The 22,220-nt window shown below is 61.6% G+C and carries 18 protein-coding genes; 9 read left to right on the forward strand and 9 right to left on the reverse strand.

Annotation, left to right across the window (positions count from 1 at the left end):
- Positions 1-1,449, reverse strand: coding sequence for an amino acid permease (locus CVS28_RS03930; protein WP_243399704.1), 1,449 nt, complete (start codon positions 1,447-1,449; stop codon positions 1-3).
- Positions 1,450-1,689: 240 nt separating this feature from the next.
- Here CVS28_RS03930 and alr point away from each other — a divergent pair, with 240 nt between their 5' ends.
- On the forward strand, positions 1,690-2,865 hold the full coding sequence (gene alr, locus CVS28_RS03935) for an alanine racemase (protein ID WP_103480709.1): 1,176 nt from the start codon (positions 1,690-1,692) through the stop codon (positions 2,863-2,865).
- Positions 2,855-4,468, forward strand: coding sequence for a PucR family transcriptional regulator (locus CVS28_RS03940; RefSeq protein ID WP_103480710.1), 1,614 nt, complete (start codon positions 2,855-2,857; stop codon positions 4,466-4,468). The genes alr and CVS28_RS03940 overlap by 11 nt, the downstream gene beginning before the upstream one ends.
- Here CVS28_RS03940 and CVS28_RS03945 read toward each other — a convergent pair.
- A complete protein-coding gene (locus CVS28_RS03945) occupies positions 4,465-5,259 on the reverse strand; it encodes a nitrilase-related carbon-nitrogen hydrolase (protein WP_103480711.1) in 795 nt (264 codons plus the stop codon). The two genes, CVS28_RS03940 and CVS28_RS03945, sit on opposite strands and share 4 nt — an antisense overlap.
- Before the next feature lie 209 nt (positions 5,260-5,468).
- Between CVS28_RS03945 and CVS28_RS03950 the strand changes: the two genes are divergently transcribed.
- The 6 genes from CVS28_RS03950 to CVS28_RS03975 all read left to right on the forward strand — a co-directional run bounded on the left by CVS28_RS03950 (position 5,469) and on the right by CVS28_RS03975 (position 12,014).
- Positions 5,469-5,987: a gamma carbonic anhydrase family protein gene (locus tag CVS28_RS03950; protein WP_103480712.1), complete on the forward strand. Its 519-nt coding sequence runs from the start codon at positions 5,469-5,471 to the stop codon at positions 5,985-5,987.
- Positions 5,988-6,207: 220 nt separating this feature from the next.
- Positions 6,208-7,407 (forward strand): ROK family transcriptional regulator, encoded by a 1,200-nt coding sequence (locus tag CVS28_RS03955; protein ID WP_103480713.1) that lies wholly within the window; start codon positions 6,208-6,210, stop codon positions 7,405-7,407.
- Between the two features lie 200 nt (positions 7,408-7,607).
- Positions 7,608-8,900, forward strand: a complete 1,293-nt coding sequence (locus CVS28_RS03960) for an ABC transporter substrate-binding protein (protein WP_103464157.1) — start codon at positions 7,608-7,610, stop codon at positions 8,898-8,900.
- A gap of 93 nt (positions 8,901-8,993) precedes the next feature.
- A complete protein-coding gene (locus CVS28_RS03965) occupies positions 8,994-9,899 on the forward strand; it encodes a carbohydrate ABC transporter permease (protein WP_103464156.1) in 906 nt (301 codons plus the stop codon).
- A 50-nt stretch (positions 9,900-9,949) separates the two neighbouring features.
- Positions 9,950-10,792 carry a carbohydrate ABC transporter permease gene (locus tag CVS28_RS03970; protein ID WP_103464412.1) on the forward strand — a complete coding sequence of 281 codons (843 nt, stop codon included), beginning with the start codon at positions 9,950-9,952 and terminating at the stop codon, positions 10,790-10,792.
- A 124-nt stretch (positions 10,793-10,916) separates the two neighbouring features.
- A complete protein-coding gene (locus CVS28_RS03975; RefSeq protein ID WP_103480714.1) occupies positions 10,917-12,014 on the forward strand; it encodes a Gfo/Idh/MocA family protein in 1,098 nt (365 codons plus the stop codon).
- A 94-nt stretch (positions 12,015-12,108) separates the two neighbouring features.
- On the opposite strand, the gene CVS28_RS03980 is transcribed toward CVS28_RS03975, so the two are convergent.
- From CVS28_RS03980 to CVS28_RS04010, 7 genes are all read right to left on the reverse strand, one after another.
- Positions 12,109-12,819: an ABC transporter ATP-binding protein gene (locus tag CVS28_RS03980; protein WP_103464154.1), complete on the reverse strand. Its 711-nt coding sequence runs from the start codon at positions 12,817-12,819 to the stop codon at positions 12,109-12,111.
- Positions 12,806-13,645, reverse strand: coding sequence for an ABC transporter ATP-binding protein (locus tag CVS28_RS03985; RefSeq protein WP_103480915.1), 840 nt, complete (start codon positions 13,643-13,645; stop codon positions 12,806-12,808). The genes CVS28_RS03980 and CVS28_RS03985 overlap by 14 nt, the downstream gene beginning before the upstream one ends.
- Before the next feature lie 77 nt (positions 13,646-13,722).
- Complete coding sequence (locus CVS28_RS03990) at positions 13,723-14,928, reverse strand: branched-chain amino acid ABC transporter permease (protein ID WP_103464153.1); 1,206 nt, start codon at positions 14,926-14,928, stop codon at positions 13,723-13,725.
- On the reverse strand, positions 14,925-15,932 hold the full coding sequence (locus CVS28_RS03995) for a branched-chain amino acid ABC transporter permease (RefSeq protein ID WP_103464152.1): 1,008 nt from the start codon (positions 15,930-15,932) through the stop codon (positions 14,925-14,927). Before CVS28_RS03995 ends, CVS28_RS03990 begins: the two co-directional genes overlap by 4 nt.
- Before the next feature lie 136 nt (positions 15,933-16,068).
- On the reverse strand, positions 16,069-17,304 hold the full coding sequence (locus tag CVS28_RS04000) for a branched-chain amino acid ABC transporter substrate-binding protein (RefSeq protein ID WP_103464410.1): 1,236 nt from the start codon (positions 17,302-17,304) through the stop codon (positions 16,069-16,071).
- 182 nt (positions 17,305-17,486) lie between these two features.
- Entirely contained in the window at positions 17,487-18,890 is a 1,404-nt protein-coding gene (locus tag CVS28_RS04005; protein ID WP_103480715.1) for an MFS transporter, read from the reverse strand.
- A gap of 153 nt (positions 18,891-19,043) precedes the next feature.
- A complete protein-coding gene (locus tag CVS28_RS04010) occupies positions 19,044-21,263 on the reverse strand; it encodes an NADP-dependent isocitrate dehydrogenase (RefSeq protein ID WP_103480716.1) in 2,220 nt (739 codons plus the stop codon).
- Between the two features lie 184 nt (positions 21,264-21,447).
- Between CVS28_RS04010 and CVS28_RS04015 the strand changes: the two genes are divergently transcribed.
- Positions 21,448-21,951: a ferritin gene (locus CVS28_RS04015; RefSeq protein WP_103464149.1), complete on the forward strand. Its 504-nt coding sequence runs from the start codon at positions 21,448-21,450 to the stop codon at positions 21,949-21,951.
- Positions 21,952-22,220: the final 269 nt, after the last annotated feature.

Here is a 22,220-nt window from a genome sequence, read left to right on the forward strand (position 1 = left end):
TTACGGTGCCTTCACGGTGTTGGTGTCCTCGGAGGGAGCGTTGTCCGTCTCAATGCTGCGGGTGGAGAGTTCTTGGTATTCGTCCTCGGACAGGGCTGCCACCTTGGAATGGCGGCGGCCGTAGCCAAAGTATGCCAGCAACCCCACCATCATCCATGCGAGGAACACCACCCAGGTGTGGCCGCCCAGGTTGACCATCAAGTAGATGCACATGAGCGCGCCCAGAATGGGGGTCACGGGGTAGAACGCCACCTTGTAGCTGCGTTTGAGCTCGGGACGGTTGCGGCGCAGGTAGATCACGGCAATGTTGACCAGGGCAAAGGCGAACAGGGTGCCGATGCTGGTGGCATCGGCCAGGGCACCGAGCGGGACCAGCCCCGCCGTCAGCGCCACCACGATGCCCACAATCAAGGTGCCGGCCACGGGAGTGCCGCGCTTTTCGGAGATCCGGCCAAATATTTTGGGCACCAGCCCGTCCCGGGACATGGACATCAGGATGCGGGTCTGGCCGTACAGCACTGTCAAGACAATGCTGGCAATGGCCAGCACGGCGCCCACGGAGAACACCAGGGCAATCCACGGCTGGTGCGTGACTTCCAGCAGGATCTGCACCAGGGCCGCCTGGGTTCCGTCGAACCAGGTCCATTCGCGGGCGCCGACGGCGGCCACAGCCACCAGCACATACAAGGTGGTCACGATGATCATGGACAGCATGATGGCCCGGGGCAGATCACGCTGCGGGTTTTTGGCTTCCTCGCCGGCGGTGGAAGCGGCGTCGAACCCTATATAGGAGAAGAACACCCGGGATGCTGCGGCGGAGACGCCTGCGGCACCCATGGGCATGAGCGGGCTCAAGTTTCCTATGGAGAAGGCGCTGAAAGCAATGGCGCAGAAGAACAGCAGGATCGCGATCTTGACGATCACAATGGCCGTGTTGACCCAGGCACTTTCCTTGGCACCTCGAATCAGCAAAACCATGGACAGCAACACAATGGCCATGGCTGGCAGGTTCAGCAAACCACCGGCTCCGGGCGGCTGGGAGATGGCGTCCGGCAGCGCCCAGCCAAAGGCGGCCAAGGATTCGTTGATGTATTGACCGGCCCCAACGGACACGGCGGCCACCGAGACCGCGTATTCGAGCACCAGGCACCATCCGCAGATCCAGGCCATGCCCTCACCCAGGGTGACGTAGGTGTAGGAGTAGCTGGATCCTGCCGCCGGCACCATGCCCGCCATTTCCGCGTACGACACGGCGGAGAGCAGTGCGGCGATGCCAGCAATCAGGAAGGAGATGAACACGGCGGGCCCGGCCAAAGGCACGGAATCACCAAGAATCACCAAGATGCCGGTTCCCAGCGTGGCTCCCACACTGATCATGGTCAATTGGAAGACGCCAAAGCTACGGACCAATTTCCGGCCGCCGGAGCCAGTCTCGGCTTCATGGAGCATCTGCCCCAGGGGCTTGCGGCGCAGCAGTTGCCGCCCCAGGCCAACGGCTGGCCTGCTTCCGTGCGGACCCCCGGCGGTTGCAGTCGACACTGACTGCGGGCTGGGCTGATCACGTAGTGACATTCTCTAAATCCCATTCTGTGTGGTCCTGCGAGTGCAGGTAATGCTGTGCAAGTTCCTCAACACTATTCCTGTGATGCGCATCTCATTGGAGTGCAAAACGTCCTGTACGCTGTGTCCATGAGACTAAACGCACCAACCGTTCCCGGCTCCTCGGAACTCATCACCGGCACGGTCAGCGTTGACCTGGACGCCATAGAGCACAACGTACGCATCTTACGCGCTCACACCACAGCCCCGCATTTCATGGCAGTCGTCAAGGGAAACGCCTATGGCCACGGCCTGCTGGAAACGGCACGTTCCGCCGTGGCCGCCGGCGCCGACTGGCTGGGGACAGCCCAGTTATCGGAGGCCCTGACCCTGCGGCGCGATGGCATCACCACCCCCATTTTGGCCTGGCTCTACCTGGCCACCTCATCCGGTGGCGCCATCACGGACGCCGTGCAGCATGACATCGATGTGTCCCTGGGCAGTGTGGCCCAGCTGGAAGTTGTGGCCGGGACCGCGCACGCTTTGGGCCGGACGGCGTTCATCCATCTTGAGCTGGACAGCGGCCTCAGTCGTGGCGGCGCCCGCCGTGAGGACTGGCCCGCCCTGGTGGCCGCGGCGCGTGCGGCGGAACTCACCGGCGCCGTGTCCGTCCGCGGGGTGTGGACACACCTCGCCTGGGCCGATGTCCCGGCGCACCCGGCCAACACGGCCGCCGTGGCGGACTTTGAGGAGGCGGTCCAGGAGGCGCACGACGTCGGGCTGACGCCAACGTTGCGGCACGTCTCCAGTTCGGCGAACATCCTGGCGAGGCCCGAATTCCATTTCGACATGGTGCGGGCCGGCCTTGCCATGTACGGGCTTTCTCCTGCCGAGCACCTTGACCCGGCCGACTTCGGCCTGCGCCCGGCATTGTCCGTTTCGGCTCCCGTGGTACTGGTCAAGCATGTCCCTGCGGGCACGGGTGTCAGCTACGAACACCGGGCCATCACCCACGAATCACGCTATCTGGGGCTTATCCCGCTGGGCTACGCCGACGGCATTCCCAAGGGCATCTCAGGGAGCAGCATCGTCATGGTGGGCGGCCACAAGGTGCCGGTCATCGGCAAGGTCTGCATGGACCAGTTCATGGTGGATCTGGGGCACCAGACCGGCGTCAAGGTCGGTGACACGGCGCTTTTGTTTGGCGATCCGGAGGTGGGGGCGGCGAGCGCCGATGACTGGGGCGCGGCCATCAACAGCCATGGCGACGAGATCATCAACCGCATCGCCCCGAGACTGCAGCGGGTGTACACCCATGGCCGCTGACACCAAGGGCCAGCGGGTCCGTGCCCTTCCCCTGTCCAATGAGGAAGTGGAGTCACGGTTCCGCTCTGTCACCCTGGCCCAGTTCCTGGCGGAGCTGCCCGATGAGCTGACCATTTTGCACGACGCCAATCTGCAGGCACGCCTGCGCTGGGTGGAGCCGAGCGAGCTGGCTGACCCCACGCCGTATTTGATGGACGGCGAGTTTGTCCTGACTGCCGGGCTTCCCCTGCTGGGCGAGGGCGGGACTGCGGATGCGATTGACGCCTATGTGGAGCGGCTGGCCGGGGCCAAGGTCTGCGCCCTGGGGTTTGGCTTGACCCCGTACCACCATGAGGTGCCGCCTGCCCTGGCAGCGTCCTGCCGACGCCACGGGCTGACACTGGTGGAGGTGCCACCCACGGTGCCGTTCGCCGCCATCGGGCTGCAGTTTGCCCAGCTTCTGGAGTCCGATTCGGCCAAGGTGTTCCGCCAACTCGCCGAGACCAACCGGATGCTCATGCGCTCGGTGCTGTCCCCCCGCCCGGACCAGGAAGTCTTGGGAACCCTAGTGCAGCGCGTGCCTTGCTGGGCGGTGCTGGTGGGGGCCGACGGGAAGGTGCGGGCTCGCGCCGGAAGCAACCCGGCCGACGTCGTGACGCTTGGCCCGCTGCTACAGCGGCTGTTCTCCGGGTCAGGCCCCCGCGTGGAGTTGGACAGCTACCCCTCACCCGGATCCGAGTCCGTGGTGGGGCACCCGCTGCGCAGCACCCGGGATGTGAATCTTGGCGCCCTGGTGATTGGTTCGGCCGAACGGTTGTCACCGGCCCACAACAACATTGTCTCCTCGGCCGTCGGCCTGCTGGAGCTGCTCTCCCGGCAACGCACCAGCGGCTCGCTGGCCCCCAGCCAGCTGGCCACCGCGTTGCTGCTGCACCCGGAGACGCTCGCCACGGGCACGGCCCGCGAAGTGTCGGCCGCGAAGGACTTGCTGGCGCAAAGTCTTGGCTCCACCCGGTCGGCGCCCATGCGCGTGGTCCAAGGCGTCAATGTGGACGCGCCGCAGTGGCGCAGCTCCGACTCCCCCGTACGCGAGCTGTTGCAGTGGCGGCGCATCTTCGACACCAAGCTCGTGGAGATCACCGAATATGGCTTTGCCGCGGTGACACGCCTGAAGGTTGACGACGCCGCCGTGGCCGAGGCGCAGCGCCTCGGCTGGCGGCTGGTCATCGGCGACCCCGTGGAACTAAACAGCCTGCCAGCCGCCTATCAGCGAGTGGGTGCCCTGCGCGCCCGGGCACGCGCCACTGCGGAGACCCTGCGGGTGGATTCAGTGACGTGGTCCGTGACGGGGCTGTTGGGCCGCGAAGCCGGGGCCATGCTGGCCGGGCAGGTGTTGGCACCGTTGCTGGAACCTGAACGCCAGGACGCCCTCTTGGACGTGCTGCGCGGCTGGCTGGCGCAAAACGGCAACTGGGATGCCACGGCCAAGGCGCTGGGGCTCCACCGCAACAGCGTCCGGCGCCAGATTGGCGTCGTCGCTGAACTGCTGGACCGCGACCTCAACGACGCACAGACCCGAGCGGACCTCTGGATCGCCCTGCAGTATTCCCCGCCTGTGCCCTAGTGCCGGGCCCACTCTGCGTAGAGTTCGGGGCGGCGTTCGGACAGGTAGGGCACGTCCTTGCGGGTGGACCGGATGGTTTCGGCGTCGAGCTGGGCGTAGAGCAGCGTGGCGTCCGGCCCGGCGGTGGCGAGGAATCCGCCGTCGGCCCCGACAATGACGCTGCCGCCACCAAAGGCCACGGATGATTCCACGCCGCAGTGGTTGGCGTAGGCGAGCGCCACATGGTTTTCCAGCGCCCGGGCCCGCACCAAAACCTGCGGAACTTCGTCAAATCCGTGCGCCAGGGCAGTGGGGACCAGCACCACGTCGGCCCCGCGCACGCCTGCCGCGCGTACTGTCTCGGGGAATTCCACGTCGTAGCAAATGACTATCGAAAGAAACAGGTCCTTGAACTGCACGACGCCGGGAGCTTCCGTTGCGCCGACGAAAGCCGCCCGCTCGGCGCCGCCAAAGAGGTGAACTTTTCCGTAGTCCAGCAGCTCGGCGCCGGTGGCGTCCACCAGTGTGGCACTGATACTGAGGCGGGCGCCGTCCACTCGCGGGAGGCTGTAGACCAGGGCGATGCCGTGGTGTCTGGCAATATCGGCGAGCTCATGGCGAAGCCGCGGCAACTGCCCGGGCGCAAATTCGGCGTGAATGCGTTCGGGATCGTAGCCGGGCACGAACAGCTCAGGTGTGAGCAGGAGGTCAGCGCCGGCGGCGGCAGCGTCACTGGCCGCTGCATCAATGACGGCAAGGTTCCCCGCCATGTCCAGCGGCACGGCATTAGCCTGCAACAACGCCAACAACATGTTTACTCCTTAGTGGTTTGCCCGGGCTGTTCCCTCAGCTTCCACAGTAGCGGCGCCGCCGCCAGAAAGTGTGGGTGCAATCTCACCACCCGACGGCGCTCACGGGACGATTTGCCCGTTGCGGCAAGCCAGCATTGGGTACCATCGGCTAGAAGAGTGCAAATGCGTGCGTTGGCAACAGCCTGCCCGCCTCCTGGAACGGATCCACCATGAATCAACTGATCACTTTTGACGGCATTACCCCCACAGTGCATGAAAGTGCGTTCGTTGCGCACACGGCAGTTCTGATTGGCCAGGCCACACTGGGGGCTGACGCCAGCGCCTTTTATGGTGTGGTGATGCGCGGGGACACCAACTCCATCAGCGTCGGTGCGGGCAGCAATCTGCAGGACAATGTGGTGCTGCACGCCGACCCCGGCTTCCCCACCCACGTTGGCAGCGGTGTCAGTGTGGGCCACAGCGCCGTCATCCACGGGTGCACCATTGAGGACGACTGCCTGATTGGCATGAGCGCCACTGTCATGAACGGTGCCGTCATTGGGGCAGGTTCCCTGGTGGCAGGTGGCGCGGTGGTTCTGGAAGGCGCCGTCATTCCCCCGGGCTCCCTGGTAGCGGGTGTTCCGGCCAAGGTGCGCCGGGAACTGAGCGCCGAGGAACGTGAGCACGTTCGCGAAAACGCCGAAAACTACGTGGCGTTGGCCCGCAAGCACAAGCTGGTCCAGCCCTAGAGCGAATGCCCAAAAACTAACATTTCCAACAATTTCAACAACTATTGGACACTCATGAACGCATGGGGCCTAGTCGGCCAGCTCGTGAAGGCTCCTTCCTGCAGTAAAACAGGCATCCATAACAGGATTCACATTTCTTGCGTTAAGACAAAAAGCATGTGAGAGTCCATTTTGCGTTAACCTCTTGACTGCATTACCCGGTGTGATGCACGCTACTACAATGAGTAATGCCCCCACACCTGCCGCCGGCCACATGCCCAAGCCCGGTTCACAATCAGCCCTGCGCCAGCGCAATCAACGACTCATCATTGAAACGCTGCGAGAACTTGGGGCTTTGTCCCAGGCTGAACTGGCTCGCGCCACCGGACTGTCCACGGCAACAATCTCCAACATTGTCAAGGCCCTTTCGGCAGAAGGGCTGACCACCACCCATCCCACCACCAGTTCTGGGCGGCGCGCATTGGCCGTGAGCCTGCTGGAAACTCCTGAGATTGCCGCTGGAATTGATTTTGGCCGCAGCCACGTCAGGGTGGTCCTGGCCAGTCAGGGACTCATCGTCAAGGCCGAAAAGTTTGCGCCGCTCCCGGTTGGTCACCTGGCCTCCGAAAGTATTGCCACAGCCGCGGCCATGTTGGCGGATCTCTTGGCAGAATCCGGGATCGAACGCGGCCAGGTCAAGGGTGCCGGCGTTGGCGTTCCGGGGCCCATTGACCACAGGACAGGCACAGTTATTCGCGGGGCCATCCTGCCCGAATGGGTGGGAGTCAATATTGTGGCGCGGCTTGAAGAAGCCCTGGACATGCCTATTTTTGCCGACAATGACGCCAATCTGGGGGCCCTGGCCCAAGTCACCTGGGGCGAGCACAAGGCTGCCCGTGACCTGGTTTTTCTGAAGATCGGCAGCGGGATTGGGGCGGGCCTGATCCTCAATGGCGCACCCTACTATGGGCATACCGGAATCACCGGAGAGATCGGCCATGCCACCATCTTTGATCAGGGATTGGTGTGCCGCTGCGGAAACCGCGGCTGCCTTGAAACAGTGGCCTCAACGGCCGTCATGATCGAGCTGCTGAGCCGGGGCGAGAGTGAGACCTTGACGGTTGGTGCCATCATCCGCCACGCCATGGCAGGCGATTCGGCCACCCTGCGTGTCATTGACGACGCCGGGATGGCCGTCGGCAGGGCCATCGCCAACGTGGCCAACATGATCAATCCTGAGATCATCGTTGTGGGCGGACCCTTGGCGGCCCTGGGCGAAACCCTGCTGAACCCCATCCGTCGCGGCTTGATCCGCCATGCCGTCCCCGCTATTGGCGAGGGAACCACTGTTGTCATGTCATCACTTGGCGACCGGGCTGAAGCCCTGGGCGCCATCTCCTTGGCACTGTCCCGCCGCGGCCTGCCACAGGACCGGCGCTGACGACTGGGCCCGTCACAGTCGGAGGCGGCCACCAAAACCATAAGTTGATGCCGCCTCATTTCGGCAACATTTCAGACTGTTACCAATCTGTTGCGTTAAATAGTTGACTGCAAATTGTGATGCAGGTAACTTTTGGAGAGCGGGTACGTCTTGTACTCCTGCCGATCATCATTTCGAACAATTATTCACGGAGGATAAACATGCGACGTCGTCTATCGTTGCTTGCCGGAGTTGCAACGCTGGGTCTGACCCTGGCGGCCTGTGGCGGCGGCGCCGACAACACCCCCAGTGACAGCTCCAACGCCAAGGATGCAACAGGCAAAGTTGGCGTTTTCACCTGGTGGGCCGACGGTTCGGAGAAGGCCGGCCTGGATGCCTTGGTCAAGGTATTTGGCACCGACTTCCCGAATGTCACTTTCGACAACTTGGCTGTTGCCGGTGGTGCCGGTTCACAGGCCAAGAGCGTGTTGGCTGCCCAGTTGAAGGCTGGCAACCCGCCGGATTCCTTCCAGGCCCACGCTGGTGCCGAACTCCAGGACTACATCGACGCTGATCAGCTCGAAGATCTCTCCTCCTTCTACAAGGACAATGACCTCACGGCCCAGTTCCCCAAGGACCTGGTTGATCGTTTGACTGTTGACGGCAAGATCTACTCCGTCCCCTCCAACATTCACCGTGCAAACGTGGTCTGGGCCAACGTTGAAGTGCTCAAGGCCGCCAACGTCGACCCGACCAAGCCTGCAGCGGACCTCGATGCCTGGTTCGCCGACATGGACAAGATCAAGGCCACGGGCAAGATCCCCTTGGCTGTTGCCGGTTCCTGGACCCAGGTTCAGCTGTTTGAAAACATCCTGCTCTCCAGCTTAGGCACCGATGGTTACAACGGCCTGTGGGATGGCAAGACTGACTGGAAGGGCGCCGACGTAACCAAGGCCATCACGGCCTACGAAAAGGCCCTGACCTACACCAACACCGACCGCGACTCCCTCAGCGACTGGGCTCCGGCCACGCAGCTCGTTCAGGATGGCGCAGCAGCCTACAACGTCATGGGTGACTGGGCAGAAGCCAAGTTCGCTCAGGATGGCGACAAGCCCGGCGTCGACTACGTCTACTTCCCCACACCGGGAACAGCGGGCACCTTCGACTTCCTCGCTGACTCCTTCACCTTGCCCAAGGGTGCTCCGAACCCGGCCGGCGCCAAGGCGTGGCTGACCACCATCGGCTCCGCTGAAGGCCAGACTGCTTTCAACAAGGTCAAGGGTTCCATCCCGGCCAACACCACTGCCAAGACCGATGACTTCTCTGAATACCAGAAGAGCGCCATCAAGGACTTTGGCCAGGACAAGATTGTTTCCTCCCTGGCTCACGGTGCAGCAGTGCCCGTTGCCTGGTTGAACGATCTGAGCACCGCCGTGAGCAAGTTCGGCGGCGACAAGAACGTTGACGGATTGCAGACGTCCGCTGCAGAGATCGCGGCGAAGTTCGCCAAGTAACAAAAACGCATAGAGCCTGGGGGCGGCCGCGACAGTGATGTTGCGCCGCCCCCAAGCCATGCTGTACCGATTTTCTTCGGAAGGAGGCAAATCATGTTAAAACGTGTAAAACATTGGGGTCCGGGCGTACTGCTCCTGGCACCCACTATGATCCTGGTTGGCATCTTCGTCTACTGGCTCATCATTGAAAACTTCCGTGTCAGCTTGACCAATCAGCACACGGCAAAGCCCAGCAACAAATACGTTGGCTTCGAGAACTACTCCAACCTTTTGGCAGACCCAAACTTCCAGCACTCACTGTGGAACCTGCTAATCCTGACCATCGTCTTCCTCGGTGGCACCTTGATATTCGGCTTCCTCTGGGCCTGGATTCTGGAACAGCCAGCCAAGGGTGAAGGTTTCTTCCGCTCGGTGTACCTGTTCCCCATGTCCATCTCCTTCATCGCCTCGGGTGTTGTTTGGCGCTGGCTGCTCTCCAGCTTGCAGACCACCCAGCCCGGCGGTGAACGCACCACGGGCCTGAACCGTCTGCTGGACAGCGTCGGTTTGGGCGCCCTGCAAAACGACTGGTGGTCCGACCCCACCTGGGGCATTGCCGCCATTGCTGTTCCCGCCATTTGGCAGCTTTCGGGTTACGTCATGGCACTGTTCCTGGCGGGCTTCCGCGGCATCCCCGATGAACTCCGCGAGGCAGCCCGCATTGATGGTTGCACCGAATGGAAGCTGTACCGCCATGTGATCTTCCCGCAGCTGAGCCCCGTGATGCTCTCAGCCGTGATCATCATCGGCCACATGTCCCTGAAGCTCTTTGACCTCATCCGGGCCATTGTTCCCGACGCCAACACCTACGACGTTCAAGTCCCCGCCACGCTGATGTGGGTCAAGTACATCGGCAGTGACTATGCAGATGCCGCCGCCATCGGAACCATCTTGTTGGTCCTGGTCGCCTTGGTGGTCATCCCCTACTTGATGTACACCTCACGAGCGGAGAAGCGCTAATGACTACCGCAACGGCGAATAACAAGAACCGCGCCCGTTCCGCGCAGGACATGAAGTCCGATTCCAAGCGCAACACCAAACGCCGCATCAACCGCACCTTGAAGTACGCGCTGCTGCTGTTCTTCGTGATTGTTGTGCTGCTGCCGGCCTACGTGCTAATCATTACCAGCTTCAAGGGAACTGCCGACGCCGATCCCTCCCGTGCCTGGTACCTCCCGCGGACTTGGGAATTGGACGGCTGGGTCAAGGCCTGGACCACGTTGGCCCCCTCGCTGGGACGAACAGTGTTGCTGGTGGTTCCCTCAGCATTGATCTCGGCGTTCCTTGGCTCCATCAACGGCTACGTGCTGTCCAAGTGGAAGTTCCCCGGCTCCAACATTGTCTTCACCTTGATCCTGTTCGGCATGTTCATTCCGTACCAGGCCGTCATGATCCCGTTGACGCAGCTGGTTAGTGATCTGGGCGTGCCGCAGGGCATCCCTTCGCTGATGCTGTTGCACATTGTTTACGGCCTGCCGATCTGTACTTTGATCTTCCGCAACTACTATGCGTCCGTCCCCGATGAATTGGTCGAGGCAGCGCGCATGGATGGTGCAGGAATTCTGCGTACCTATGGCTCAGTCATCCTGCCTGTGTCCATGCCTGGCTTCGTCGTCGTGTTGATCTGGCAGTTCACCTCTGCCTGGAACGACTACCTCTTCGCGGCGTTCTTCTCCTCGGGCCGCAATGGTCCCGTCACCATCGCCCTGTCCTTCCTGGCAGGTGGACAGCTCACCGATTATGCCGCCTCCATGGCTGGCGCACTCATCGCCTCCGTCCCCACCCTGATTGTCTACATTTTGTTGGGCAAGTACTTTGTGGGTGGCCTGATGAGCGGCTCCGTCAAGGGCTAGTTCGTCTTCCCACGGCGACGTAGCTACCCAAGGCCCTTATCCGGCGTCGAACTTAATTTCGACGCCGGATAGGGGCCTTCGTCATGTTCGCGCCATGCGCGGGGCTTGCTGGCAGAATGGCGTGATGACCATCTCACGTTTTGTCGGCACGCCCGACTGGTACACCACGTTCAACCCTGAAACTCTTGCCGCCACCGGCACAGCCCTGCGGTGGGGCGTTGTTGCCACAGGAGGCATCGCCAACACTGTCACGGCGGACTTGGCTCTGCTCGAAGATGCCGTGCTGCAGGCTGTCAGCTCCCGCGGCGAGAAGAGTGCGGCGGCGTTCGCCGCCAAGTTCGGCTTTGCCACGCACTATTACGACGGCGGTCCCGACGGCACCAGCGGCCCCGGCTACCTCCAGCTGGTTGCGGACCCGGACGTTGACGTGGTGTACGTGGCCACCCCGCACGCCCAGCACTACGACATCGTCAAGGCTGCACTGGAAGCTGGCAAGCATGTTTTGTGCGAGAAATCCTTGACCATCACAGCCGCCGAGACGCGGTCCCTGATCGCCTTGGCCAGCGCCAAGAAGTTGTTTCTCATGGAGGCCGTTTGGGCCCGGTTTGTGCCGGGCTTCCAGCGCGCATTGGAGATCATTGAATCCGGCGAAATTGGCCAGGTCAAGTGGGTTCGCGCCGATCTTGGCTTCAACGCACCCTTGGATGATTCCGCCCGGATCTGGGCGCCCGTAGATGGCGGCGGCGCGCTCCTGGACATCAGCGTTTACCCGCTTCTGTGGGCTTGGGGCACTCTCGGCAAGCCGGATGCTGTTGTGGCCACCGCAGAACTGACGGCGTCGGGCGTGGATGCGCAAAACACCCTGACGCTCAGCTACGACCATGGCGCCCAGGCCCAGCTCATCAGCTACCTGTCCTCGCACGGGCCGCGCGTGGCCACCGTGTCCGGCACCGAGGGTTACCTTGAGACCATCGGCTCGGTCAACAACCCCCAAGGCCTGCGGATCAGCGTGGGATGGGACAACGAGCGCACGGAAATGTTTGAACACCCCGGCAGCGGCTACACCTACCAGCTGCGTGAAGTAACCCGCTGCATTCAGGGCGGGCTCCTCGAGAGCGCAACCATGCCGCTGGCTGATTCGCTGGCCATCATGGAATTGTTCGACGAAGCACGCCGCCAGATGGGCGTGCACTACTGGAACGACACCCGCACCGACCTCTAGCCGGGCTGCCAACGCCGAGGGCGTGCGAAACTGGCGGGGGCGTATGAAATTTCATACGCCCCCGCCAGTTTCGCACGCCCTCGGCGCAATGGAGCTAGCCGCCCAGGTAGGCTTCCTTGATGGCCGGGTTGGCCAGCAGTTCCTTGCCGGTGCCGCTGTGGGTGATCTCCCCCGTCTCCAGAACAAACGCCCTGTGGGCCCTGGCCAGGGCTTGGTTGGCGTTTTGTTCCACCAGCAGCACGGTGGTTCCCTGCGAGTTGATCTCGGTGATGATCTTGAAGATCTGCCGGATAAACTGCGGGGCCAGACCCATGGACGGCTCATCCAAGAGGAGCAGCTTGGGCCGGGACATCAGGGCTCGGCCAATGGCGAGCATTTGCTGCTCACCGCCGCTCATGGTGCCGCCGTACTGCTTTTCGCGCTCCTTCAGCCGCGGGAACAGCGTGAACACGCGCTCCAGGTCGTCACTGACACCCGTTCTGTCCTTGCGCCCAAAAGTACCCATGTCCAGATTCTCCAGAACCGTCATGGCAGGGAAAATACCGCGACCTTCGGGTGCTTGCGAGATCCCCTGCACCACACGGATGTGGGCCTTCATCTTGGTGATGTCCTCCCCCATGAACGTGATGGACCCGTGAGAGGGGTTCAGCAGTCCGGAGATGGTCCGCATGGTGGTGGTCTTGCCGGCACCGTTGGCACCGATCAAGGAGACAATCTCGCCCTCGCCCACCGTGAAGGACATGTTGTGGATCGCCTGGATTCGGCCGTAGTGGACGGAGACGTCTTTCAGCTCAAGCAAAGTCATCTTCAGGCTCCCCTAGGTAGGCGGAAATGACCTTCGGGTCTTCCCTAATCACGGATGGCACGTCGTCGGCGATCTTCTTGCCGAATTCAAGGACCACGATTCGATCTGTCACTCCCATGACGAGCTTCATGTCATGCTCAATCAACAGCACCGTGTAGCCGTCGTTCCGGATGGTCCGGATGAGCGCCATGAGGTCTTCCTTCTCTGCCGGGTTGAACCCGGCAGCCGGTTCATCAAGACACAGCAGCTTGGGATCCGTGGCCAGGGCCCGCGCAATCTCCAGGCGCCGCTGGCTGCCGTAGGACAAGTTCCGTGCCAGCGAACCGGCATGCTCGGCAATGCCCACGAACTCCAGCAACGCCATGCCGCGCTCAATGGCTGACCTCTCCTCAGCCTTGTGCCGGGGCAGGCGCAGCAGGGCACCCACAACGGAGGTTTTGTGCCGGGCGTCAAGGCCCACCGCAACATTCTCCAACGCCGTCATCTCACCAAAGAGACGGATGTTCTGGAACGTCCTGGCCAGGCCGGCACGGGTGATCTTGTGCTGTTTCATGCCGTTGAGCAGGCCGCCTTCAAGCAGGACCTGCCCGCTGGTTGGCTTGTACACGCCAGTCATGGCGTTGAAACAGGTAGTCTTGCCGGCACCATTGGGACCAATGAGGCCCAAGATCTCGCCACGCTTAATAGTGAAGCTGACGTTGTCCAAGGCAACCAGACCACCAAATTTGACTGTCAGGTTCTTCACCTCCACCAAATCGTCCCCCACCGCAACGTCTATCTCACGCTCCGGTGCGGCGGCATCAGCCACAGCCTCTGTGACCTCCATGGGCTCGATGAGCTCAATGGGCGATTCGCCGCCCGCATTCTCGGAAACCGGAACGCTTTCACTGTGTGCACCCAAGGCTAGACCTCCTTTTCAGTGGCAACGGCAGGCTTCTTCGGCGGACCATTGCGTACGCGCGCATAGGCTTCCTGCCCGTAGGCCAGCAGCCTGTTCCGTGCAGGGATCAAGCCCTTGGAACGGTAGATCATGATCAGCATCAGGGCCAGGCCAAAGATTAGGTACTTGTACTCCGCAATGGCCGTGAAACGCAGCGGGATGTAAGCCACCAGGGCCCCACCAAACACGGCACCCACCTTGTTGCCCACGCCACCAAGAACGACGGCGGCGACGAACAGGATGGAGGTGACGACGTCGAACTTTTGGTTGTTCACGAAGCCCACCTGGCCGGCGAACAAGGCCCCGGACATGCCGCCCACACCGGCGCCAAGCGCGAACGCCCACACCTTGTACTTGAAGGTGGGAACGCCCATGGTCTCGGCGGCGTCTTCGTCTTCACGGATGGCGATCCAGGAACGGCCCACGCGGCTCCGCTCCAGGTTGCCAGCGAGCAGCAGGACAATGATCAAAATGGTCAGCGTCAGCCAATACCAAGGGGTGCCATTGGAGTTGGCAAAAACGGGTATCCCATCCTCGCCCATGCCGGGCGGGCGGCCAACGTTCTGGAAGCCCACCTGGCCCTTCATGGCCGGGATGAGGGTGGCCAGGATGCGGATGATTTCACCAAAACCGAGCGTCACAATGGCCAGGTAGTCACCGCGAAGGCGCAGGGTGGGGATGCCCAGGATCACGCCGATGCACATGGCCACCACAATGGCCAGCGGGAGGGTCCACAGGTAGGGGACCTTGATGAACGGCGAGTCCGGGCTTGTCAGCATGGCTGCCGTGTAGGATCCCACTGCGAAGAAGGCGATGTAGCCCAAATCCAGCAGGCCCGCGTAGCCGATCACAATGTTCAGGCCCACCGCGACCAATGCGTAAACCGCCATGGAGAACAAGGCCAGCGGGAAGTCGTTGCCAGGCTCGGTGGAGAGAATGGGCGGGTTCAAAATGGGCAGCAGGTAGGCCACTGCCACGATGGCGATCAGGTACAGCCACTGCTTCTGGCGCGGCATGGCCTGCCACTTTTCATTCCACCGGCCAAACCAGCCGGTCTTGTGGGCGGCGTCTGCGCTAGTGCTGGGATTCTTTTCCGCTGCCTGGCGGTTTGCCGCTGCCTGGGCTGCTTTAGCCCCGGGCATGGGGGTTGGTCCATCTGTGGTGCTCATGCCTTGCTCCTTCCCAAGGAGGTGCCCAAGATGCCTTCGGGGCGGATCAACAGGACCAGGACGAGAACCACAAAGGCCACAACGTCTGTCCATTGCGAGCTGCCCAGCAGGATCTGGCCGTAGTTGCCAATCAAGCCCAGCAGCAAGCCGCCGAGGAGGGCGCCGCGGACGTTGCCAATGCCGCCAAGGACTGCTGCGGCGAAAGCTTTGATGCCGAGAATGAATCCGCCGTTGTACTGCACGCCGGAGGGGATCTTCATGACGTAAAACAGTGCTGCGGCACCGGCCAGAATACCGCCGATGATGAAGGTGGTGACAATGATTTTTTCCTTGTTCACACCCATGAGTGTTGCCGTGTCCGGGTCCTGGGCCACGGCGCGGATGCCGCGCCCGGTGCGGGAGCGCCGGATGAACTGGTCAACAATGACCATCATGATGACTGCTGCCACCACAATGATGATTTGCTGGGAGTCAATGATGGTTCCGAACACCTCAAAGATGGGTGTGGGTATGAACATTGTCAGGGCCGGCTCCGGGAGCGGACCACGCCACAAAAAGATCAGGTACTGGATGACAAAGGATGCACCAATGGCCGTGATCAAGTAGACCAGGCGAGGAGCGTTGCGTTTGCGCAATGGCCGGTAGGCCAGCCGTTCCACCAGGAACGCTGTTGCCGCCGCTGCCAGAATGGCCGCTATCAGGGCCAGGATGATATTGATCAAAATTTGGCCGAAGCTCAGATTGGGAGCCGATGGGCCAAACCCCAGAAAACTGAGGGTGAAGAAGACTCCATAGCAGCCCATGATGAAGACTTCTGAGTGGGCAAAGTTGATCAGGTTCAGCACGCCGTAAACAAGCGTGTAGCCCAACGCCACGAGTGCATAAATGGCACCGAAGGTCAGGCCGTCAAAGGTGGCGCTCCAGAAATTTTGGGCCAGCGCGTTGACGTCGAAATTAATCCAGTCGCTGTCCGCGGGAACAGCTGTGAGAACTGTTGAGAGCATAAGTTGGTCCAGTTCCAGTCAGTCTCGGAACTCGAATCGAACCGAAACTGCCTCATTGAGCGGATGGGTGGGGCTATACCCGAATGGATGCTGTGGGGCGCTTACCTGCGCGCCCCACAGCATCCAGAAGGTGTTGCTACTCGCCGATGGGGCCGATCGGAACGATCTTGCCATCCTTGACCCGGTAGCCGTACACGGCCGGGGCCTGCAGTTCGCCCTTGTCGTCCCACTTGTAGTGCTTGCTCAGACCAGCTGCGTCATAGTTGTTGACCCATTCGAGCAGCTTGGCACGGTCCTGGTTGCCAGCATCAATGCCGGCCAGGAGTACCGTGGCGGCGTCATAGCCTTCAATGGAGTAGGTACCCGGCTCGGCATTCGCCAAGGCCTTGTAGGCGTCAGCGAAGGTGGGGATCAATTCACCGGGGATACACGGGCAGGTGAAGAACGCGTTGTTGGATGCGTCACCGGCCTGCTTGATGAACTGGTCATCCTTGACACCATCGGGGCCAACAAACGCACCCTTGAAGCCCTTGGCCACCAGCTGCTGGTTGAACGGTGCACCTTCGGCGAAGTAGCCGGAGTAGAACACTGCATCAGCCTTGGCGTTGATGATCTTGGAAATGGTTGCCGAGAAATCCTTCTGGCCTGTTGTCACCTTGTCCGAACCAGCCAGGGCGTCGCCCAAACCGGCAGTGGTGGTGGCTCCCAAACCGATGCCGTAATCAGAGTCGTCCTGGACCAGGTAGACCTTCTTGGCGCCGAGCTGGTCAGTCATGAACTTGGCTGCTGCCGGCCCCTGCACAGCGTCGTTGCCCAAGCCACGGAAGAACGTGGTCCAGCCGTTGTCGACCAGGGCCGGGTTGGTGGCCGACGGGGTGATGTGGACCAGCTTCTGCTGCTCGAAGATGTTGCCCGTGGCTTTGGATTCACCGGAGAACGGCAAACCGACCACACCAATGATGTTTTCTTCTTTGGTGGCCTGCGTGACGGGGCCGGTGGCCTTGGTGGGGTCACCTTCAGTGTCAAATTTCTTGAACGCCACCTGGCAGCCGGGGTTGGCCTCGTTGTGCTGGTTAATGGCCAGCTGAATACCGTTGAAGATGTTAATGCCGAGCTGGGCGTTGGCGCCAGTTTCGGCACCAATGTAGGCCAGCGTGGTGGTGGACTCGCAAGTCGCCTTGCCGTCCCCCGCGGGGAGAACGGCATCCTTGGGTGTCTCAATGGATGTTAGAACAGGAATATCCAGGTTCAGGCCACCGCCGGCAGCAGCACTCGTGGCGCCGGGTGTGGCCGCCTGATTGGCGCACGACGTCATCAGCAGCGTTAGTGTCGCTGCCGTGGCGAGGGCCGTCATAACTTTCTTGCGGTTCATTAAATCGCCTTCCGTAGTCAGCATCCAGGCCCGCATGACTTCGTTGTCCTGCGTGGCCATTGGCTTCACGAGACTTGACACTACCCTCCAGTAGTGATGTGGAGCACACTTTGTACGTAAAGATCTGATAACGGATGTGATTTGGGCACGACGGCGGCCCGCACCGACACGAAAAACCCCTCTCATGCTGCCAAATTCGGCGTATTCTCCTCGGCTGCGGCATAGGCGCGAGAGAGCCTGCGGTAGGAGCGCGTACACAGGGCGCCCAGTGCCAGCAGCAGCGAGGCGATGCCTGTCACCAGAAAGACCATGGCAATGCCCCGGGCGTCGCCCTCGCCCAGCAGCGCGCCCCAGCGCTGCTGTCCCGGCACCGAATCCATGTAGGGGATGATCCAGAATTCGGCCAGCGGGGCGACTATGAACGCGGTGATGGGCGCAGCAGCCGCCTCGAACGTCATGGCGAAACCGAAGACCCTCCCCTGGGTTTTGAAGGGAACCACGCGCTGGATCACTGTTTGTTCGGCGGCCTCCACGGCAGGCATGAGCATCATGAAAAGCCAGAGGCCAACAACACAAAGCCACCACCAATCACGAATGGTGAACAAGCCTCCCACCACTCCGGTGCAGGCCACAAGTATCAGCATGGTGCGGATGGGGTTTTTGCCGAGCCCAAACTTGGCCACCAGCCCGCCGCCAACAATGAGCCCCGTGGCTGTCACCCCCAGGACCACACCCCACACTTCCACGGGGAAGAGCGTGAGCCCGTACGGGTCCATGAGCGCCATGAATACCCCGCCAGTCAGGTTGTTGAACGTGGTGAACAGGATCAGGGCAAACAAGCCCTGCGTGGCCCGGACGGCAGCAACGCCTTCGCGTAGTTCGGCAAAGCCCTCACGGTCTTCATCCCGGACAACTTTGGGTTCAGGCACTGAAAGCGTTAGTAGGTGCACCAGCACCGCGGTGCAGGCGATGAGGGCAATGATGATGGTGCCGCCCATGCCCAGCATGCCAATGGCCAGGCCGCTGAAGACGCTGGTGATCAGGAACCCGATTCCCTGCACGGTGCCCACCAGACCGTTGGCGTTGGCCCGCCGGTCGGCCGGGACCAGCAACGTCACGGTGGTGGACAGCGCAATGCTGCGCAGCTGCTCTATCACGGCGCCGATCAGCACTATCATGGCGAAGATCCAAAACCATGGTCCGGACAGACTGAGCAGGTCTTGTTCGGGAAGCAGCAAAAACATCAGCCCTGCGATGCCGAAGAACCCGAGCGTGCACAGGGTTGAACCGACCATCACGGCATGTTTGCGGTATCTGTCCACAAGCACACCAAAGAACAGACCAAAGAACGCCACCAGGAGCATGTACGCCCCACCAATGAGCCCCGTCGCCAGCACGGAGCGAGTCTCCAAATAGACCCAGAACGTCAGGGCCCACCACAGGAAGCTGGTCACGACGTTGGCGACTGCCGTATTGACCAGCATGTGCATGAAGGTGCGGTGACCGTGTGGGGCCACCCCACCGTTCGTTGGGGCAATCGTTTCGCTGGCTGGAATCTCAGTCGCGGGCAAGTCTTCGCGCTGCATGTTCCCAGCCTAGAACCAGGCACCCACAACTGGACAGGCCACGGCACAGAAAAAGCCCGCCTCCTGTGTGGAGGCGGGCTTTTCGGTTCGTGGGCCCACGCGCCCGAGGGCCCCAATAAATCGCGTCAGCGATTTATTGGGAGGGCGTGGGGATTAGTTCAGGGCTGCGATGGCTTCGTTCAGCGTTGCTGACGGGCGCATGATGGCGGCAACCTTGGTGACATCCGGGTGGAAGTAGCCACCCAGGTCAACCGGGGAGCCCTGAACTGCCGCGAGTTCACCAATGATGGCGTCCTCGTTCTCGGTCAGTGTCTTGGCCACGACGGCGAACGCGTCAGCGAGCTGGGCATCCTCCGTCTGGGCTGTCAATTCCTGGGCCCAGAACTTGGCCAGGTGGAAGTGGCTGCCGCGGTTGTCGATCTCGCCAACCTTGCGCTTCGGGGACTTGTTTTCCAACAGGAACGTTCCCGTGGCGCGGTCCAAGGTGTCTGCCAGGATCTGGGCGCGGGCGTTGCCTTCGTTCACGGCGAGGTGTTCGAAGCTGACGGCCAGGGCCAGGAATTCACCCAAGGAGTCCCACCGGAGGTGGTTTTCCTTGACGAGCTGCTGGACGTGCTTGGGTGCAGATCCGCCGGCACCTGTCTCGAACAAGCCGCCACCGGCGATCAGTGGAACGATCGAGAGCATCTTGGCGCTGGTGCCCAATTCCAGAATCGGGAACAAGTCAGTCAGGTAGTCGCGCAGCACGTTGCCGGTGACGGAGATGGTGTCTTCGCCGCGGCGGATGCGCTCCAGCGTGAAGGCGGTTGCCTTCTCGGGGGACATGATCTGGATGTCCAGACCATCGGTGTCGTGGTCCTTCAAGTACTCGTTGACCTTGATGATCAAGTTAGCGTCGTGCGCACGAGTCTCGTCCAGCCAGAACACGGCGGGAGTGGCGGAGGCGCGGGCACGGGTGACGGCCAGCTTGACCCAGTCGCGGACGGGGATGTCCTTGACCTGGCAGGCGCGCCAGATGTCTCCGGCTTCGACGTCGTGCTCGATCAGCACGGTGCCTGCGGAGTTGACGATCTGAACCGTGCCGGCTTCGGCCAGTTCAAAGGTCTTGTCGTGGCTGCCGTATTCTTCGGCTGCCTGAGCCATGAGGCCCACGTTGGGCACCGTGCCCATGGTGGTGGGATCGAAGGCGCCGTTGGCACGGCAGTCATCGATCGTGACCTGGTAGATGCTGGCGTAGCTGCTGTCCGGCAGAACTGCCAAGGTGTCGGCTTCGGCGCCGTCCGGGCCCCACATGTGGCCGGAGGTGCGGATCATGGCGGGCATGGAAGCGTCAACAATCACGTCAGAGGGGACGTGGAGGTTGGTGATGCCCTTATCGGAATCAACCATGGCCAGGGCGGGGCCGTCTTCGTAGCCCTTCTTGATGGCTGCTTCGACGCCGACACGAACGTCCTGCGACAGTTCGCCCAGGCCGTTGATGATGGAGGCCAGGCCGTTGGCCGGGCTCAGGCCGGCTGCTGCCAGCGCGTCGCCGTAGTTGGCGAACAATTCCGGGAAGTAGGCCTTGACCACGTGACCGAAGATGATGGGGTCCGAGACCTTCATCATGGTGGCCTTGAGGTGGGCGGAGAGCAGTACGCCCTCTTCCTTGGCGCGGGCAACCTGGGCGGTGAGGAACTCATCCAGTGCCGCAGCGCGCATCACGGTGCCGTCAACAACCTCGTTGGCCAGAACCGGGAACGCGTCCTTGAGGACAGTCAGCGTACCGTCGGCTGCCACAAACTGGATCTTGATCTTGTCATCGGCTTCAATGACAACCGACTTCTCGTTGTGACGGAAGTCGCCGTCGTCCATGGTGGCCACGTTGGTCTTGGAGTCAGCGGACCAGGCACCCATGCTGTGCGGGTTGGTCTTGGCGTAGTTCTTGACCGACAGGGGTGCGCGGCGGTCGGAGTTGCCTTCACGCAGCACCGGGTTCACGGCACTGCCCTTGATCTTGTCGTAGCGGGCGCGAACGTCCTTTTCCTCATCTGTGGAGGGATCGTCCGGGTAGTCCGGCAGTGCGAAGCCCTGGGCCTGAAGTTCGGCGACGGCGGCTTTCAGCTGCGGGATGGAGGCGCTGATGTTCGGCAGCTTGATGATGTTGGCATCCGGGCTCTTGGCCAGTGCACCCATTTCCGCGAGGGCGTCAGCAACACGCTGGTCTTCGGCGAGGTAGTCGCCGAAAACGGAGATGATGCGTCCGGACAGGGAGATTTCGCGGGTTTCAACGTCAACACCTGCGGTCGAAGCAAAGGCTTCAACAATCGGCAGGAGTGAGTACGTGGCCAACATGGGCGCTTCGTCAGTGAGGGTATAGATGATTTTTGCCATGGGTTGAGGCGTCTCCTACAAAAAATTCAACGGATATCTGCGAAATAGCAACGATTTCTATCCCTTCTAACTTACCCGAGTGCGCCCGTTTGCCCGCTATCGGGTCCATTAAGTGACACTGTGTGCACATGAGGTAAGCCTCAATTACTGTGCACAAGATTCAAATTGGCCATAGCGTGGAGGCATGGAACTCAAAGGAAAACTCGCAGACGCCATCAACGCTCAAATCACTCTGGAGATTCAAGCTTCAGTGGTCTACCGCCAATTGGCCATCGAAATGGATGTCCAGGACCTGCCCGGGATCTCCGGCTGGTTCTTGGCCCAGTCAGCGGAAGAACTGGTGCACGCCCAGAAATTCACCGATCATATGACTGACAGGAACGCTGCCCCCAAGATTGGCACGCTCACCGCCCCGAACGTCACCATTAACTCGGTTTTGGAAGCTTTCGAGGCATCGCTGGCCCATGAACAAAAGGTGTCCGAATCCATCCGCAACCTGTACCGCCTGGCGCAGCAGGAGGGCGACATTGATTCGATTCCCATGCTGAACTGGTTCATTGAGGAGCAGTTGGAAGAAGAAGCGTCCGTTGGCGAGATCATTGGCCGCGTCCGGCTCATTGGCTCAGACGGCAACGGCCTGCTCCGCCTGGATGCGGAATTGGGCGCCCGCAACGCAGCAGCCGCCTAACCCCCAAACGCTCGCTCACGTGCGGGGCTCTTTTGCGAAACCCCCGCTCAGATATGGGGCTTAAAACCGTAACGCCCGCTCATTTGCTGAGCGGGCGTTACGGTTTTAAGCCCCGGAAGTGATGGGGCGTTACGGTTTTAAGCCCCGGAAGTGAGCGGGCGTCGTGGACCACAATGCCGCCGCGCCCGTCCCCGCTTTCCGCACCCACATGGGCCCCCACTTCCTGGGCCCACAACTGCGAGGGCCCCGCCGCGAGCTTGCGAGCGGTG

Source organism: Arthrobacter glacialis, from assembly GCF_002909415.1.
Lineage (GTDB): Bacteria > Actinomycetota > Actinomycetes > Actinomycetales > Micrococcaceae > Specibacter > Specibacter glacialis.

What these genes read in the sequence shown, in the direction of transcription:
- CVS28_RS03955 (WP_103480713.1), top strand. Translation starts at nt 6,208, where the DNA reads ATGAGTAATGCCCCCACACCTGCCGCCGGCCACATGCCCAAGCCCGGT.
- CVS28_RS03990 (WP_103464153.1), bottom strand. Translation starts at nt 14,928, where the DNA reads ATGAGCACCACAGATGGACCAACCCCCATGCCCGGGGCTAAAGCAGCC.
- CVS28_RS03940 (WP_103480710.1), top strand. Translation starts at nt 2,855, where the DNA reads ATGGCCGCTGACACCAAGGGCCAGCGGGTCCGTGCCCTTCCCCTGTCC.
- CVS28_RS03945 (WP_103480711.1), bottom strand. Translation starts at nt 5,259, where the DNA reads ATGTTGTTGGCGTTGTTGCAGGCTAATGCCGTGCCGCTGGACATGGCG.
- CVS28_RS04000 (WP_103464410.1), bottom strand. Translation starts at nt 17,304, where the DNA reads ATGAACCGCAAGAAAGTTATGACGGCCCTCGCCACGGCAGCGACACTA.
- CVS28_RS03995 (WP_103464152.1), bottom strand. Translation starts at nt 15,932, where the DNA reads ATGCTCTCAACAGTTCTCACAGCTGTTCCCGCGGACAGCGACTGGATT.
- CVS28_RS03975 (WP_103480714.1), top strand. Translation starts at nt 10,917, where the DNA reads ATGACCATCTCACGTTTTGTCGGCACGCCCGACTGGTACACCACGTTC.
- CVS28_RS03950 (WP_103480712.1), top strand. Translation starts at nt 5,469, where the DNA reads ATGAATCAACTGATCACTTTTGACGGCATTACCCCCACAGTGCATGAA.
- CVS28_RS03970 (WP_103464412.1), top strand. Translation starts at nt 9,950, where the DNA reads ATGAAGTCCGATTCCAAGCGCAACACCAAACGCCGCATCAACCGCACC.
- CVS28_RS04010 (WP_103480716.1), bottom strand. Translation starts at nt 21,263, where the DNA reads ATGGCAAAAATCATCTATACCCTCACTGACGAAGCGCCCATGTTGGCC.
- CVS28_RS03930 (WP_243399704.1), bottom strand. Translation starts at nt 1,449, where the DNA reads ATGCTCCATGAAGCCGAGACTGGCTCCGGCGGCCGGAAATTGGTCCGT.
- CVS28_RS03965 (WP_103464156.1), top strand. Translation starts at nt 8,994, where the DNA reads ATGTTAAAACGTGTAAAACATTGGGGTCCGGGCGTACTGCTCCTGGCA.
- alr (WP_103480709.1), top strand. Translation starts at nt 1,690, where the DNA reads ATGAGACTAAACGCACCAACCGTTCCCGGCTCCTCGGAACTCATCACC.
- CVS28_RS03960 (WP_103464157.1), top strand. Translation starts at nt 7,608, where the DNA reads ATGCGACGTCGTCTATCGTTGCTTGCCGGAGTTGCAACGCTGGGTCTG.
- CVS28_RS04015 (WP_103464149.1), top strand. Translation starts at nt 21,448, where the DNA reads ATGGAACTCAAAGGAAAACTCGCAGACGCCATCAACGCTCAAATCACT.
- CVS28_RS03985 (WP_103480915.1), bottom strand. Translation starts at nt 13,645, where the DNA reads ATGGAGGTCACAGAGGCTGTGGCTGATGCCGCCGCACCGGAGCGTGAG.
- CVS28_RS04005 (WP_103480715.1), bottom strand. Translation starts at nt 18,890, where the DNA reads ATGCAGCGCGAAGACTTGCCCGCGACTGAGATTCCAGCCAGCGAAACG.
- CVS28_RS03980 (WP_103464154.1), bottom strand. Translation starts at nt 12,819, where the DNA reads ATGACTTTGCTTGAGCTGAAAGACGTCTCCGTCCACTACGGCCGAATC.